This window comes from Collinsella aerofaciens (assembly GCF_015548375.1).
Lineage (GTDB): Bacteria > Actinomycetota > Coriobacteriia > Coriobacteriales > Coriobacteriaceae > Collinsella > Collinsella aerofaciens_AB.
In genome coordinates, this window is record NZ_JADMWW010000001.1 from 256,788 (window position 1) to 272,129 (window position 15,342).

10 protein-coding genes are annotated in these 15,342 nt (G+C 58.2%); 4 read left to right on the forward strand and 6 right to left on the reverse strand.

Annotated elements, in window-relative coordinates; genetic code table 11:
* The 3 genes from murJ to uvrA form a co-directional block, all read right to left on the reverse strand.
* Positions 1 to 1,581 carry a murein biosynthesis integral membrane protein MurJ gene (gene murJ, locus I1969_RS01195; protein ID WP_195232154.1) on the reverse strand — a complete coding sequence of 527 codons (1,581 nt, stop codon included), beginning with the start codon at positions 1,579 to 1,581 and terminating at the stop codon, positions 1 to 3.
* A 105-nt stretch (positions 1,582 to 1,686) separates the two neighbouring features.
* Entirely contained in the window at positions 1,687 to 2,187 is a 501-nt protein-coding gene (gene ybaK / locus I1969_RS01200; protein ID WP_117848725.1) for a Cys-tRNA(Pro) deacylase, read from the reverse strand.
* 132 nt (positions 2,188 to 2,319) lie between these two features.
* Entirely contained in the window at positions 2,320 to 5,199 is a 2,880-nt protein-coding gene (gene uvrA / locus I1969_RS01205) for an excinuclease ABC subunit UvrA (protein WP_195232162.1), read from the reverse strand.
* A gap of 193 nt (positions 5,200 to 5,392) precedes the next feature.
* On the opposite strand from uvrA, the gene I1969_RS01210 reads away from it, so the two are divergent.
* From I1969_RS01210 to I1969_RS01225, 4 genes are all read left to right on the forward strand, one after another.
* Positions 5,393 to 7,546 (forward strand): LTA synthase family protein, encoded by a 2,154-nt coding sequence (locus tag I1969_RS01210; RefSeq protein ID WP_195232164.1) that lies wholly within the window; start codon positions 5,393 to 5,395, stop codon positions 7,544 to 7,546.
* 148 nt (positions 7,547 to 7,694) lie between these two features.
* On the forward strand, positions 7,695 to 8,525 hold the full coding sequence (locus I1969_RS01215; protein WP_195232166.1) for an Mrp/NBP35 family ATP-binding protein: 831 nt from the start codon (positions 7,695 to 7,697) through the stop codon (positions 8,523 to 8,525).
* Positions 8,526 to 9,797, forward strand: coding sequence for an NAD(P)/FAD-dependent oxidoreductase (locus I1969_RS01220; RefSeq protein WP_195232168.1), 1,272 nt, complete (start codon positions 8,526 to 8,528; stop codon positions 9,795 to 9,797). It abuts the gene before it with no gap.
* 79 nt (positions 9,798 to 9,876) lie between these two features.
* On the forward strand, positions 9,877 to 11,517 hold the full coding sequence (locus I1969_RS01225; RefSeq protein WP_195232170.1) for an NAD(P)/FAD-dependent oxidoreductase: 1,641 nt from the start codon (positions 9,877 to 9,879) through the stop codon (positions 11,515 to 11,517).
* 68 nt (positions 11,518 to 11,585) lie between these two features.
* Here I1969_RS01225 and uvrB read toward each other — a convergent pair whose 3' ends face one another.
* Genes uvrB through coaE form a run of 3 tightly spaced genes read right to left on the reverse strand, consistent with a single transcriptional unit; the run spans position 11,586 to position 15,093 of the window.
* Positions 11,586 to 13,826: an excinuclease ABC subunit UvrB gene (uvrB, locus tag I1969_RS01230; RefSeq protein ID WP_195232172.1), complete on the reverse strand. Its 2,241-nt coding sequence runs from the start codon at positions 13,824 to 13,826 to the stop codon at positions 11,586 to 11,588.
* A 51-nt stretch (positions 13,827 to 13,877) separates the two neighbouring features.
* Positions 13,878 to 14,459, reverse strand: coding sequence for a lytic transglycosylase domain-containing protein (locus tag I1969_RS01235; RefSeq protein ID WP_195232174.1), 582 nt, complete (start codon positions 14,457 to 14,459; stop codon positions 13,878 to 13,880).
* Positions 14,452 to 15,093, reverse strand: a complete 642-nt coding sequence (coaE, locus tag I1969_RS01240) for a dephospho-CoA kinase (protein WP_195232175.1) — start codon at positions 15,091 to 15,093, stop codon at positions 14,452 to 14,454. The genes I1969_RS01235 and coaE overlap by 8 nt, the downstream gene beginning before the upstream one ends.
* Positions 15,094 to 15,342 lie beyond the last annotated feature (249 nt).

Below are 15,342 nucleotides of genomic sequence, written 5' to 3' on the forward strand. Positions count from 1 at the left end.
CTACTTGCGACGAAGCAGCGCCGAGACCTCGGGCATCTTAAGGACGACGGCAAGGCCAAAGGTAACAACAAGCGAGGCGACACCCGCAACGCAAACGTAGCCAAGAGTAATCAGAATCGAGCCGCCAAGTGCCCCGACAAAGTGTTCAAGCGCCCACATGACGCCGGCGCCTGCGGCAGCACCTAGGCCACCGAGCAAAAGGCCAAAGAAACCGCCATGTAGGATAGATTTGACCTGAAGGCCACGCAGGCGACGACGCAGCCACCACAGCGAACAGCCGACCAAGATCACGTAGTCGACGACATACGAAAGCGCGATTGCCGGCATACCGAAGCCCAGCACAACGCCAAACAGCAGAACCGAGCCGGCCTGGCCGATGGCGGAATACAGGCAATAGCGGCTATAGGGCTTCATGTCGAGCAAGGCAGAGAAGCTCTTCTGCATCAACACGACCACGCCGTAGAGCGGCAGCGAGAGCGCCAGGTAGACAAGGTACTCGGACACCAGCGCCACGCCGGATTCATCGAACTTGCCAGCACAGTAGATCATATTGAGCGGACGTGCGAAGACAATCAGGTACAGTGCGAACGGAATCAGGAAGAACAGCATCTGGGCGACGCCACGCGAAATGCCCGTGCGAACGCTGTCGTAATCCTTCTCCTGTGCGTCATGAGAGAGCTCGGTATAGAGCGCCGTCGAAAGCGAGGCGGCAATCAGCGCGTAGGGCAGCGTGTACCACAGGCGCGCATAGGCGATGACGGAAGGACCCGTCTCGGGCTGGACCACCAGCGCGGCAGCGTTGGTGATAGAAGTCGAGACAAACATGCACACCGTGGCGAGCAGCGTCGGGATACCGAGCGCAATCGTCTGGCGCAGCGCGGGGTCCTTAAAGTCGATATGGATATGGGGATGCACGCCGTGCTTGCCAAGCGCGGGAATCTGACATGCCATCTGAACAAAGACACCGAGGGTCGTACCGGCCGCAATCAAGATGATGCCGGCACGTTCGCCAAACTGTGCGGACACGGGCGCAAAACCCATAAAGCTCGCAATGACGATCACATTGTTGAGGACCGGGGCAAACGTCGACCAGAAGTAGTCGCGGTGTGCGTTGAGAACGCCCGAGAACACCGAGCCCAAACCATAAAACAGAATCTGGATGGCAAAGAAACGGAACATGAACGCAGCGGTATCCATGCTGCCACCGTCACCCGAAAGGAACGATTGCGTCCAGATAAAGCCCGGGGCGAACACGGTCCCCAGCAACGAAATGCCACCCAGCACTAAAAGCAGAATGCCGAGCAGGTTGCCCACGTACTCGTTCGAGGCCTCGCGACCCTGCTCACGCCTCACGCCCATGTACACGGGCAAAAACGCCGTCACGAGCATGCCACCCATCACGAGTTCGTAGAGCATATTGGGCAGGTTGTTGGCGACCTGATAGGAGGACGAGAGTAGCGACATGCCGACAGCGGCCGCCATTGCCCACGTGCGGATAAAACCGGTGACGCGAGACACGATAGTCAGGATGGTCATAAGCCCGGCGGAACGACCAACCGTGGAGTAGTCCGACGAGCCCATGTCGTCAGTGTCATCTCGCGACGAAGAAGCTTCGGATGAGGGTGTCTGAGGCGCAGATTCTTTTGCAAAATGAGCTCCGCGCTTCAATTCTTCCTGCGGCATCGCTCAGTCCTCTCTCGTAATCGCGGCAACCGTCGCCCCGCAAAATGCAATTAAATCATCGGGTGCAAGCTCGAGCTGATAACCACGCTTGCCTCCCGAAATAAAAATGGTATCCCAAAGGACACACGTCTCATCAATGAGCGTCCGGTAGCGTTTTTTCATACCGACCGGGCTGCAGCCGCCGCGAACGTAGCCAGTCGCCGCAAGCAAATCCTTCACATGCATCATAACCAAGGACTTCTCCCCCGCGGCACGCGCGGCGGACTTTAGATCGAGCTCATCGGCAACAGGGATGCAGCACACGACATGGTCGTTGGACGGCGTCACGCAGACCAAGGTCTTAAATCCTTGACCGGGCTCCTCGCCAAGCTGCTCCGAAATCGCGACCCCCAGGCCCACCGACTCATCACCATCGTCTTCGTACGTATGTAGAACATAGGAAATGCCGGCGCTTTCCAGCTCGCGCATCGCATTGGTTTTTGGCGTCTTTACAGCCTTTGCCATGACATATCCTTTCCCTCGCATTCGGACGCAAAGATTAAGTATATGTCCAATTCGGCTGCATACGTCACTTCGGCACAGCAAGCGCCATCGAATCACAAGGAGTCGATGGCGCCCATAAACTGAATCGCCTATTTATTGAGCATCAAGTTGAGCCTGACGCTCCCGGTCACGCCTGAGCAAAGGCGCCAAAAACTTGCCCGTATAACTCTGCGGACAGTCCGCAACCTGCTCCGGTGTGCCCGAAACCACGACGGTTCCGCCGCCGTTACCGCCCTCGGGACCCATATCGATCAGGCGGTCGGCAACCTTGATGACATCAAGGTTGTGCTCAATCACCAGCACCGTGTTGCCCGCATCGACCAAGCGCTGCAGCACATCGAGCAGCTGGCGGACGTCCTCAAAATGAAGACCGGTCGTCGGCTCGTCCAAAATATAGAACGTCTTGCCCGTCTGGCGTCGATGAAGCTCCTTGGCGAGCTTCACACGCTGCGCCTCGCCGCCCGAGAGCGTCGTGGCGGGCTGGCCCAGGCTCACGTAGCCCAAGCCTACATCGTACAGCGTCTGGAGCTTTCGCTTGATCTGCGGGATATTCCCAAAGAAGGCCAGCGCCTCGGTGACGCTCATGTCGAGCACGTCCGAGATGGTCTTGCCACGGTAGGTGACCTCGAGTGTCTCGCGGTTGTAGCGTTTACCGCCGCAAACTTCGCAGGGAACGTAGATATCGGGAAGGAAGTGCATCTCGATCTTAATCTGCCCATCGCCCTTGCACGCCTCACAGCGCCCGCCACTCACATTAAAGGAGAAACGACCCGGCGAGTAGCCGCGCGCCTTCGACTCCGGCGTACTCGCAAACAGCGCGCGAAGATCATCCCACAGGCCGATATAGGTAGCAGGGTTGGAGCGCGGCGTGCGGCCAATCGGCGACTGGTCGATATCGATAACCTTATCGATGCACTCGATGCCCTCGATTTTTTTATACGGACCCACAGGGCGCGTCGAGCGGTGAATGGCATTCGTAAGGGCAGGCGCAATGGTGTCGGTAACCAGGGAGCTCTTGCCCGATCCCGACACGCCGGTAACAACCGTAAGCGTACCAAACTCGATTTTGGCAGTAACGTTTTTGAGGTTGTTGGCTCGAGCGCCCGTAATTTTAAGGCAGCCGCGACCGGGCTTGCGCCGTTCATCAGGCACCCGGATCATTCGTTTACCGGTCAGATAAGCGCCCGTCATCGACTCGGGACACGCCATGATATCGGCAGGCGTTCCTGCCGCAACCACGTGTCCGCCGTTCACGCCCGCACCGGGACCCATATCGATCACGTAGTCGGCAGCGCGAATCGTATCTTCGTCGTGCTCGACGACGATGACGGTATTGCCGATATCGCGCAGGCGCTCGAGCGTCTTGATCAGGCGTTCGTTGTCGCGCTGATGAAGACCGATCGAAGGCTCATCCAGAATATAGAGCACGCCCATGAGGCCCGCACCGATTTGCGTTGCCAAGCGAATGCGCTGCGCCTCGCCACCGGAAAGCGTCGCCGAGGCGCGATCGAGCGTCAGATAGTCGAGGCCGACGTCGACCAGAAAACGCAGACGCTCCAAGATTTCCTTGACGATGCGGCCGCCGATAAACTGCTGGCGCTCGGTGAGCTCCAAGCTCTCAAAAAACTCGAGCGACTCACGGCACGACAGGCAACAAACCTCATAAATCGACTTACCGCCCACGGTGACAGCAAGCATCTCGGGACGCAGACGGGCGCCATGACAGCTCGAGCACGGCTCCTCGCGAATGTACTTCTCCAGACGGGCCTTGGTGTTCTCATTCGTCGTCTCGGTATAGCGCTCGTACAGGATATTGCGCACGCCCGAGAACTTGGTGTCCCACTGGCTGCGGCGCCCATCGAGCTTTTGATAGTCGACCGAAATCTTCTGGTCGCCCATGCCGTCTAAAAACGCGCGACGCACCCGCGGAGGCAGATCCTCCCACGGCGTATCGACGCTCACCTTGAAGTGCTTACAAACCGCAGCGAAAATCTGCGGATAGTAGTTAGAGTTGCCAAACAGGCTGCCAAAGACCCCGTCGGCGATCGACTTCGAGGGGTCTTCGATTAGGGCCTCGGCATCGACCGTCTTCTTAAAACCCAGGCCATCGCACTCGGGACATGCGCCATAGGGCGCGTTGAACGAGAAATCGCGCGGCTGCAAATCGTCGATGGAGTGCCCGTGCTCCGGGCACGCCAGCGCCAGCGAATACTCAAGCAGCTCGCCCTCGGTTCCCTCGGGAGCATCGCGGTCGGGCAGCATGTACACGTTTACATTGCCGTGCGCCAGCGCCGTCGCCTGCTCAACCGACTCTGCGATGCGGCCTAGGGAGTTCTCTCGAATTACGATACGGTCGACCACGACCTCGATATCGTGCTTGAACTTCTTGTCCAAATCGATCGAGTCGTCGAGGGAGCGCACCTCGCCGTCGACGCGCACGCGGCTAAAGCCTTCCGCGCGCAGATCCTCGAACAATTTGGCATACTCACCCTTGCGTCCACGAACCACCGGCGCCAGCACAAACGCGCGACGGCCTTCCCCCGCCGCCAGCACCTTATCGGCAACCTGATCGGTCGTCTGACGCTCGATGACACGCCCGCACTCGGGACAGTGCGGCGTACCGACGCGAGCGAACAGCAGGCGCAGGTAGTCATAAATCTCGGTTACGGTACCAACCGTCGAGCGAGGGTTTTTAGACGTCGTCTTCTGATCGATCGACACGGCCGGCGACAGGCCGTCAATCGAATCCAGATCGGGCTTATCCATCTGGCCCAAAAACTGGCGCGCATAGCTGGAAAGGCTCTCGACATAGCGGCGCTGGCCCTCGGCATAGATGGTATCGAACGCCAGCGAACTCTTGCCCGAACCGGAAAGACCGGTAATGACCACGAGTTGGTCGCGCGGAATAGAAACATCAATATTGCGCAGGTTGTGCTCACGCGCACCGCGAATAACGATAGAAGTATCAGACATGGAAGCTCCTTGCCTCCTATACATCGAATCACACTGTCAGTGAGTTTAGCGCACTCAACGCGCACAGGTGTTCGTAATACAAGAATCGCAGACCTTTGGCTTTGTGTGTCGAGCGCTTTGTTTCTCGAAATGCCCTAGAAAGGTTACAGTAGTCTAATAATTAACTTACATTTGCTGAACCAGAGGAACGTCCATGACCGAAGATATCCCCCTTGAAATCACTTCGAGCGACATGGCCAATCTGCCCATATTCATTGCCGTCCTTATCGTAGCCGCCGTCGTCGTGCGCGTATATTTTTCAATCAAGCGAAATGAAAAGCCGCCCATTGCCCGCGCCTTTTGGTGCGCGACGCTCCTCATTCCGCTCGGTGTGGTAGCTGCCTGGATTACGAATCAATTGCTTGTAAACGAAGACAGCTCCCTATGGATTCTTTCCTATTCGGCACTCGGTGTCGCTGCCGTCGTGCTTCTTGTCGAGCCCTTGATTTCGAGATTCATCGACCAATCCGATTTCGCAACGGGAACGATTGCTTGCACCTGTCGCGACGTTCTCGTCATCGCCGCGGTTTCGGTGCTCTCGTTCGTTTCGCTCGAAATCACCTGCAACGACACGTTCTATCGCATTCCCGCCAATTCATTTGGTTTTTCCGTCGGACTGCTCGCGACGATCCTGCTCTCTCTTTATTTGCTAGGACAACGGCACGGGGGGATCATGGCCCTTGTGCCCATCGCCTGCTGCATCCTTGGCATTGCCGAGCACTTCGTCGTGACATTTAAAGGCGAAGCCATCCTGCCGAGCGATATTTTGGCCCTGGGCACCGCAGCGGAGGTAAGCGAAGGATACGAGTTCGCCTTTACCGCCGGTATCGTCACATCACTCGCGCTGCTCGAAATCTCCTTTGGGCTTCTTTCGCTCATCCGGCCGCGAAAACTCCGTACGCCCTCTCGCGTCTTCCCCGTCATTGCCGGCAATCTCTGTGCCTTCCTGTTGGTGGCTGCCATAGGTCTCTCTGGCTTTTCCAGCATCGACTTGGAACAGGCGCTCGACTTTGGATTTGACCGCTGGCAGCCCATTACGACGTATGTGTCTCAGGGCTTTCTCACCTCGTTCACCGAAATGGTCAACGAGCTGCCCATAGAAAAGCCCGAGGGCTATACGTCCGATGAGGCCCAGGACATCGAGCGGGAGCTCGCCGCCGCCTATGACAGCACATATGGCTCGAGCGAGCAGCGCGCCGCCGCCGTTGCTCAATTCAATGAAATCAAGCCGACGATCGTCGCCGTCATGAACGAAAGTTTTAGCGACCTTTCGTGCTTTGAGCAGCTCCAGGCGGCCGGGTATACCGGCCCCGCATTCTATAACTCACTTCCCGACACGCTCGTGCGCGGCACTATGCTCGCCTCGGTCGCAGGTGGCGGAACAGCGAACTCCGAATTTGAGTTTTTGACCGGAGCTACGACCGCCTTTGTCGGAGTGGGCAAGATTCCCTATCAGCTATATCAGATGAATGATGTCAACAGCTTGGCAAAGGACCTTAAAGAACTTGGATACACCGCCACTGCCATGCACCCGCAAAACCCCGTTAACTACCATCGAGATAAAATCTATCAGCAGCTGGGCTTTGGAGATTTCCTATCTATCGCCGATTTCGAAGGTGCACCCTATTACCATGCCGGCGTATGCGACTACGCCACCTATGACAAGATACTCGACCTGCTGAGGACCGACGACGCCCCGCAGTTTATCTTCGATGTCACGATGCAAAACCATGGCGGATACGATGTCGGCACCGTTCCCGCCGAAGAGCTGACGAATTATTGGGTCGAGGGGGCCAGCGAGGGCACCAATACCGCACTCAACACCTACCTCACCTGCATCAACGCATCCGACCGAGACCTTGAGTACTTTATCAACGAGCTCCGCAATATCGGTCGACCGGTCGTGCTCGTCTTCTTTGGCGATCATCAGCCGAGCGCCGCAACGGCTCTCAACGATGAGCTGTACCCGCAGGAAGACACGGCAAGCCACGCTTTCCGCATTTATCAGTCGACCTATTTTGTCTGGGCGAACTATGAAATCGCCGGCAATACCGAGCTCAACGTCTACGACACCGTCGGTGCAAACGAGATTGCAGCCATAACCCTTAATAAGATCGGCGCTCCGCTCACCGATTACCAAAAGGCCTTGCTTGCAACAAGGTCCGATGTGCCGACCATCAATGTCGCCGGCTATCTCGGAGCCGACGGGCTGCGCTATGACTTGGAATCGAAAGACAGCCCCTATGTCTCGACGATCGACAAGCTGCAGCGCATTCAATACCTTGAGTTCGCCAGCAAGGTTCAGTAAGCTCGCCCGTGCGCTGGAGTGACATAACATTGCAACGCACGCTCCCGGACAGACACATCACGAATGACTCCCGCTCGCAAACGAGGGTACAATGACGCTCGTGTCACACCGCGGGGCTTCGTCCCCAACATATACAAAGGAGTCATACATGGGTTGCGAGCATGCACAGGCCGCCGGCGGACAAACCGCGCCACAGGAATTTGAAGAAAACACGTTGTCCGAAGTCAAGCGCGTCATCGCCGTGCTTTCCGGCAAGGGCGGCGTCGGCAAGTCATTCGTCACCGGCGCCATCGCCACCGAGCTCGCCCGTCACGGTCACAAGGTCGGCGTCCTCGATGCCGACATTACCGGCCCCTCTATCCCCAAGATGTTCGGTATGAGCGGACGCCACGTCCATGCCCTCGGCAACCTTATGCTGCCCGAAATCTCCGAGCACGGCGTCAAGGTTATGAGCTCCAACCTGCTGCTCCAAAACGAAACCGACCCTGTCCTCTGGCGCGGTCCGGTTATCGCGGGTGCCATCAGGCAGTTCTGGAGCGAGACCTCCTGGGGTCCCATCGACTACCTGCTGGTCGACATGCCTCCGGGAACGGGCGACGTCGCCCTCACCGTCTTCCAGTCGCTGCCCGTCGATGGCATCGTCATCGTCACGAGCCCGCAGGATCTGGTCTCAATGATCGTCGCCAAGGCGGTCAATATGGCCGAGAAGATGAACGTCCCCATTCTGGGTATCGTCGAGAACATGAGCTATATCGAGTGCCCCGATTGCGGCAAGAAGATTGAAGTCTTTGGCAAGAGCAAGCTCCCCGAGGTTGCCGAGCGCTACAACCTCGAGATCCTGGGCCAACTTCCCATCAATCCGGCACTCGCCGAGGCCTGCGATAAGGGCGAAGTTGAGACCGCACTGCCCGACGGCATGCTGCCCCAGGCCGTCTCTGCCGTCGAGGCCATTGCCCCGCACGAGACCGACGAGGCCTAAGTGAACGCAAACGCCTTCTATGACGTCTTGGTAATCGGCGGCGGGGCCTCGGGTCTCGCCGCCGCCATTACGGCCGCACGCGCCGGCAAAAGCGTCTGCATCGTTGAGCGCGATGTTGCCTGCGGCCTTAAGATACTTGCGACCGGAAACGGCCGCTGCAACCTTTCCAACGAATCAATCGATTTCCAGCGGTATAACCACCCCGCATTCATCGAATCCGTCATGGGACCTCAGCCCGAAGAAGAGCTAGGGAACTTCTTCTCCTCGCTGGGCATCATGACGACCTCCGAGGAAGGCCGCCTGTATCCGCGTTCCCTTCGCGCCGAATCGGTGCGCGATGCGCTTCTCAACGCTTGCGATCGCTTGGGCATCGCCTTGATCTGCGGGGCAAACGTTGTCTCGGCATCCAAAGCTCCCGAGGGCTGGGCACTTCAAATAGACCGTCCCGCGCGGACACTCAAGGCAAAAAAGCACGACGACCGAAAAACGGAGGTCCGCTCGCTTCGGAAGGCGCTTGCCGACGCACCTCGCAAGAACGAGACGCTGCAGGCAAAGGCTGTGGTTATCGCCACGGGCGGCGGCCCTGCCGACATCGCGAGGACGTTCGGTCTTTCCCTCGCGCCGCAGCACCCCGTCCTCTGCCCCGTGTCGGCATCGGTCGCTGGCGATCAGACGGCCCTCAAGACCTTGGATGGCCTGCGCGTGCGCGCCCGTCTGGCGCTCACCCGCAATCACGATGAGCTCTGGCGCGAAGACGGCGAAGTGCTCTTCCGGACCTTTGGCATCTCGGGCGTTGCTGCCTTCAACCTCTCCCGCCGTGTCCAGCACGGCGACACGATTCTGCTCGACGTTTTCCCCGACCTCTCCAAAGGCGAGTTGCTCGATATGCTCAACCAGCGAGTTGAGCTGCTCGGAGACTTTTCACCCCACGATCCCCGCTGGCTCGACGGCATGACTGCCCCGCAGCTCTCTCACGTCGTCTGCACCGCATTCGAACAGTGCCATCCCGGGTCGCACGATGTCATCCATTTGATCTCGATCCTCAAGCACTTTAAGCTGCTCGTCGAGGGAACGGCGGAGGAGCGTTCGGCCCAGGTCACGCGCGGCGGCGTGCCCATCGAGAGCGTCTCAGCTCCCAGCCTCTGCGTGAGCAACGCGACAGGCGCCCCGCTTTACATCTGTGGCGAGGCGCTCGATATCGATGCCGATTGTGGCGGCTTTAACCTTGCTTGGGCCTGGATCTCGGGCATTCGCGCTGTAAGCAGTCTATAGCCGCGCAGTCTATAATCAAAACGCATTCGGGCCGTCTGGGACACCGGGCGGCCTCTTTCTTGCATCTAAGGAGACCTTGATGATCGAAATCACCCAAGTCCACGCGTCCCTCGACGAGGCCGGCGACGAAACTGCTTGCCTTGCTATTGGCATACGTGCCGCCAAGCGAGCCCTGCGATGCAAGGATTCCCAGATTAAAGCCATCGAGATCCATCGCAAGTCTATCGACGCCCGTAAAAAGCGGGACGTCCATTTTATTTTGAGTTTTCGAGTTGAGCTGACAAGCCTCCGCCTTGAGCAGGAAGCAGTCGATAGCGTTGCCGAGCGCGACCGCTCGCGCATCCGCATGGTCGATGGCGCGGCGCCCTCATTCCCCTCCCCTGTCCCCAACGCACCCAAGGAGCGTCCCGTCGTTGTCGGTGCCGGTTGCGCCGGCCTCTTTGCCGCCCTCACCCTTGCCGAAGCGGGCCTTAAGCCTCTGCTTATCGAGCGTGGCGACCCGGCGCTTCGACGCTCGCAGACGATCGATCTCTTTCTTAAGGAGCGCATCCTCGACCCCGAGAGCAATATCCAATTTGGCCTGGGCGGCGCGGGAACGTTCTCGGACGGCAAGCTCAACACGGGAACCAAGAATCCTGCCCATCGCCTGATTCTCGAGACCTTCGTCGAAGCGGGCGCCCCCCGCGATATCCTATGGGACGCCAAGCCGCACATCGGCTCCGACATCCTTCCCACCGTCGTCACCAACATTTCCCAGCACATCGAACAGCTCGGCGGAACCGTTCTCTATCGCACAAAGCTCATCGATATTCGCACCGATGCATCCAGCGCCATCGCCGGCATCGATGTTCAATCGCCCCAAGGCACCGCAGGCGAGGCAATCGCCACGAAGCACCTCATTCTCGCCTGCGGCCATTCCGCTCGCGACGTATTCGAGCTTCTGAAGAAACATAACGTAGCCCTCGCGCAAAAGACCTTTGCCATGGGCGTACGAATCGAGCATCCGCAGCACGACATCGACCGTGCGCAATATGGCCCTTCGGCGGGGCATCCGGCGCTCGGGGCGGCCCCCTACAAATTTGTCGCCCATCTCCCCAACGGCCGCAGCGTGTTCTCATTTTGCATGTGCCCTGGCGGACAGGTTGTCGCGGCTTCTTCCGAGCAGGGCCATCTGTGTGTCAACGGCGCCAGTCTCAATGCCCGCGACGGACGCAACGCAAATGCCGCCCTGCTCGTTAACGTCACACCCGAGGACCTTCCCAACGATGACCCGCTCGCCGGCATCGAGCTCCAGCGTGCCTGCGAGGCGGCCGCCTATCGCCTGGGCGGCTCCAACTGGAGCGCGCCGGCACAGCTCGTCGGAGATTTCCTTGCGGGACGCACCAGCACGGCGCCCGGAAAGGTGAAGCCCACCTATCCACTTGGCGTGACCTGGACGGCAATCGACGAAGCCCTTCCGCAGCATATCGTCGAATCGCTTCGTTTGGGAATCCCCTTGCTCGGCAAAAAGCTGCGCGGCTACGACCGCCCCGACGCCGTCCTCACCGGCGTGGAGACACGTTCGAGCTCGCCTGTCACCGTCACCCGTGACCGAACATGCCGCGCCGTATCGACCCCGGGCCTCTACCCTTGCGGCGAGGGGGCTGGATATGCCGGCGGCATCATGAGCGCGGCCACCGACGGCATCCGTTGTGCTGAAGCCCTGATCGCAGACCTCTAACGCACAAATTCCAGCGCGCAAAAGACATAGGCCCCGAGCTCCACAGGGAACTCGGGGCCTGTTCGCGGCTATTTCTTAAACCGTGCACCCTGGCGTTTTCTGCCCGATGCGAACGTGGAACCCTTGCGGGCCTGCGAGCGTAAGCGCTCGATCGTCTCGTCCTCAGACGCACCCTCGAGCATCGCCCGAATCTGGACGACCGCATCGCGCAGACGTGCCGCCTCCTCAAAGTCCATGGCGGCGGAAGCGTTACGCATGTCCTCCTCCATGGTCTCGACGATCCGCACGAGTTCATCATGCGGTAGTCCTTCCAGCTGCTCGGCAAGCGTCTGTTCGGGCGCCGCCGTCTCCGGCACGGCACCCTCACCATTTTCATCGGGCGTATAGAACGCGCCGTGACCCAACGAATCGCCTTTCGAGCGCCCCTTGGAGCCCACGGTCTTTTCGGCCTCGGCAATAAAACTTGAGATGTCGTTGATGGCCTTGCGCACCGTCTTGGGCACAATGCCATGTTCTTCGTTATATGCCATCTGAATCTCGCGACGGCGCTGCGTCTCCTCGATGGCCTCTTTCATCGAATCGGTCACAACGTCTGCATACATGATGACATCGCCATCGGCGTTACGGGCCGCGCGGCCAATCGTCTGAATCAGCGAACGGCGGTTGCGCAAGAAGCCTTCCTTATCGGCATCGAGAATTGCCACCAGTGAGACCTCGGGAAGGTCTAGGCCCTCGCGAAGCAGGTTGATGCCAACGAGAACATCGATCTTGCCCTCGCGCAGCGTTCGCAGGATCTCGACACGGTCCATCGTCGCTGTATCGGAGTGCATGTAATTGACCTTAATGCCGGCATCAAGCAGATGGTCGGTCAGGTCCTCGGCCATGCGCTTGGTGAGCGTGGTCACCAGCACGCGCTCCTTGCGGGCAACGCGCTCGCGAATCTCGTCCTCAAGATCGTCAATCTGCCCACGAACCGGACGCACATCGATCTTGGGGTCGAGCAGACCGGTCGGACGAATAATCTGCTCCACGTCGTTTTGGCTCACCCGCAGCTCGTAGTCGCCCGGCGTGGCCGAAACATAGATAAACTGGGGTATCCTTGCCTCAAACTCATCGAAACGAAGCGGGCGATTATCGAGTGCCGAGGGCAGGCGAAAACCGTGTTCCACCAGCGTCACCTTACGCGAGCGGTCACCTTCGTGCATGCCGCGAATCTGCGGCACCGTCACATGGCTCTCATCGATGATGCAGAGCATATCCTTGGGAAAGTAATCGATTAGGGTAAACGGCGGCTCACCCGGCTTGCGACCGTCCAGATGACGCGAGTAGTTCTCGATGCCGTTGCAAAAGCCCATCGTCTCGAGCATCTCAAGATCATAATCGGTGCGCTGCTGCAGACGCTGCGCCTCGAGCAACTTGTCGGTCGCCTTGAGCTCCGCCACGCGCCTCTCGCACTCTTCGCTGATCGATTTCAGAGCCGCCTTGACCTTCGGCTTCTCGGTCACGTAGTGCGATGCCGGCCATACGGGGATGGCCTCGTACTCACGAAGCATCTCACCGGTGACCTCATCGATCTCGGCAATCAGCTCGACCTCGTCGCCAAAGAACTCAAACCGCAACGGATGCTCGGCATAAGGCGGATACACGTCGACAACATCGCCGCGCACGCGGAACGTGCCGCGTGCCAGGTCATAGTCATTGCGATCATATTGAATGTCGATAAGTGCATGGATAAAGTCATCGCGCTCGAGCGGCACCTTCTTGTCGACGTTTGGAGCCAGACCCGCATAGTCCTCAGGAGAGCCAATGCCATAGATACACGAGACCGATGCGACAACGATCACATCGCGTCGAGAGAGCAGCGATGCGGTCGCCTGATGTCGCAGCATCTCAACCTCTTCGTTAATCGAGGAGTCTTTCTCGATATATGTATCGCTTTGCGGCACATACGCCTCGGGCTGATAGTAGTCGTAATACGAGACAAAGTAGACCACAGCGTTATTGGGAAAGAACTCTTTGAGCTCGCTCGCAAGCTGAGCAGCGAGCGTTTTATTCGGAGCCATGACCAGCGTCGGCTTTCCCAGGGCCTCAATAGTCTTTGCCATCGTGAAGGTCTTGCCCGAACCAGTCACGCCCAGCAAAACCTGATAGCGGTCTCCGTCCCTCACGCCCTGCACAAGCGACTCAATGGCTTTAGGCTGGGAACCGGCAGGCTCATAGGGAGAAACGACCTTAAACGGCACGTCAGAGCCTTCAACGCCAAAGCGCTTAAGTTCACCACCAACGCGTTCTACTTCAAATTCCGCCATGGATACTCCTAACTCATATATCTGCAGTATACGCAGGCGGCAGGCATAGTCCTATACGAACCGATCGGGATAGAGGGTCTTGTAGCGAGCCCAGGCATTATTGACACGAATCAGATACGCCTGCGTCTCGGGAAAGGTAATTGCATTATGAAGCGACGTACCCTGCTGCGCCCATCCGTCGACATTGCCCATGCCGGCGTTATAGGCGGCGATGGCACTATCCGTCGACCCGTTGAAATAGGCGAGAAGATACGAGAGGTATGCGCAGCCAAACTCGATATTCGTAGCCGGATCGTTAAGATTGTCGGCCGAATACTCCCCTCCGTCGACAAGGCCCTTGGCAATCATATCCTGGGCAGTCTCGGGCATCAGATGCATCAATCCCTGAGCACCCTGATTCGACTCGGCCTCGGGATCCCAATTCGATTCCGACTTAATGACAGCGCACACCAGATACGGATCCAGATTATGCGAAATACTGGATTGCTTTACATACGCCTCGTAGTCAATCGGATACAGCGGCTTAAAGAAAGCGGCAGGGGCACACGAGTAGACGAGCGAAATAAGGCCGAAGACGAACACAACGGCAAGTGGCGCCACGCGATACCACGTAAAGAAACGTGCCTTAGGCATCGGCCTCCTCCTTATCCGGAGTATCTATAAACCCGTGGCATGCAAGCCATGAGTCAAGCTGCTCAAAGAGCGAATTATCGCCTGCGGCATTATCAATCACCGTTGTAGCGAGATTGCACAGCGCAGACTCATCGGGCTGGCAAGCAGAACGAGCATCGAAATCGGATGGCTCCATGCCACGTTGAATAGCGCGCTCGCGACGAACTGACAAAGGGGCGCTGATGACCAAAATTTCATCAGCCAAGCCAAATGCATCCTCAAAACCAGTCGGAGCAGAAACCTCGACCACCGCAAAAGGATAACGGGGAGATGAAACCGTACAACAAACCGGATCGAGAATCCTAAGCGAAAGCTGTTCAATCAGAATGGGATGCACGATGTCATTGAGCCGTGCGACCGAATCAGGAGAAGCGAAAGCTCGAGAAGCGAGGATGCCGCGGCGAATGCCGCCTTCCTCATCCAAAATGTCCCAACCGAATTCATCCGCGAGTGTATTGACGATATCAGAGCCCGGCACATACAGCGATTTTGCAAGCTCATCCAGATCGATAAGCATAGCGCCACGAGATTCGAAATAGCGGCAGGCAGTTGACTTACCCGAAGCAATATTGCCCAAGACAAATACGGTAAACATCAAGCCCTCCCTAACGCCAATGCGAGTAATTATCGCTCAAATACACTAGATGGACTCAAAATACAGCCAAACAGTAAGAGCACATACGGGGGAGCTAGGTCCCAAAGTACAACGTATATACAACGCAAAAAAAGGGGAGGCCGCGAGGCCTCCCCCTTCTAAGTTCAAGCGCACGGCTCGGTGCCGTCCACCGGTCAGCGGCGCCCTGGCCTCCCACGGGCTGACCCCGCAGTACTCTCGGCGCGATGG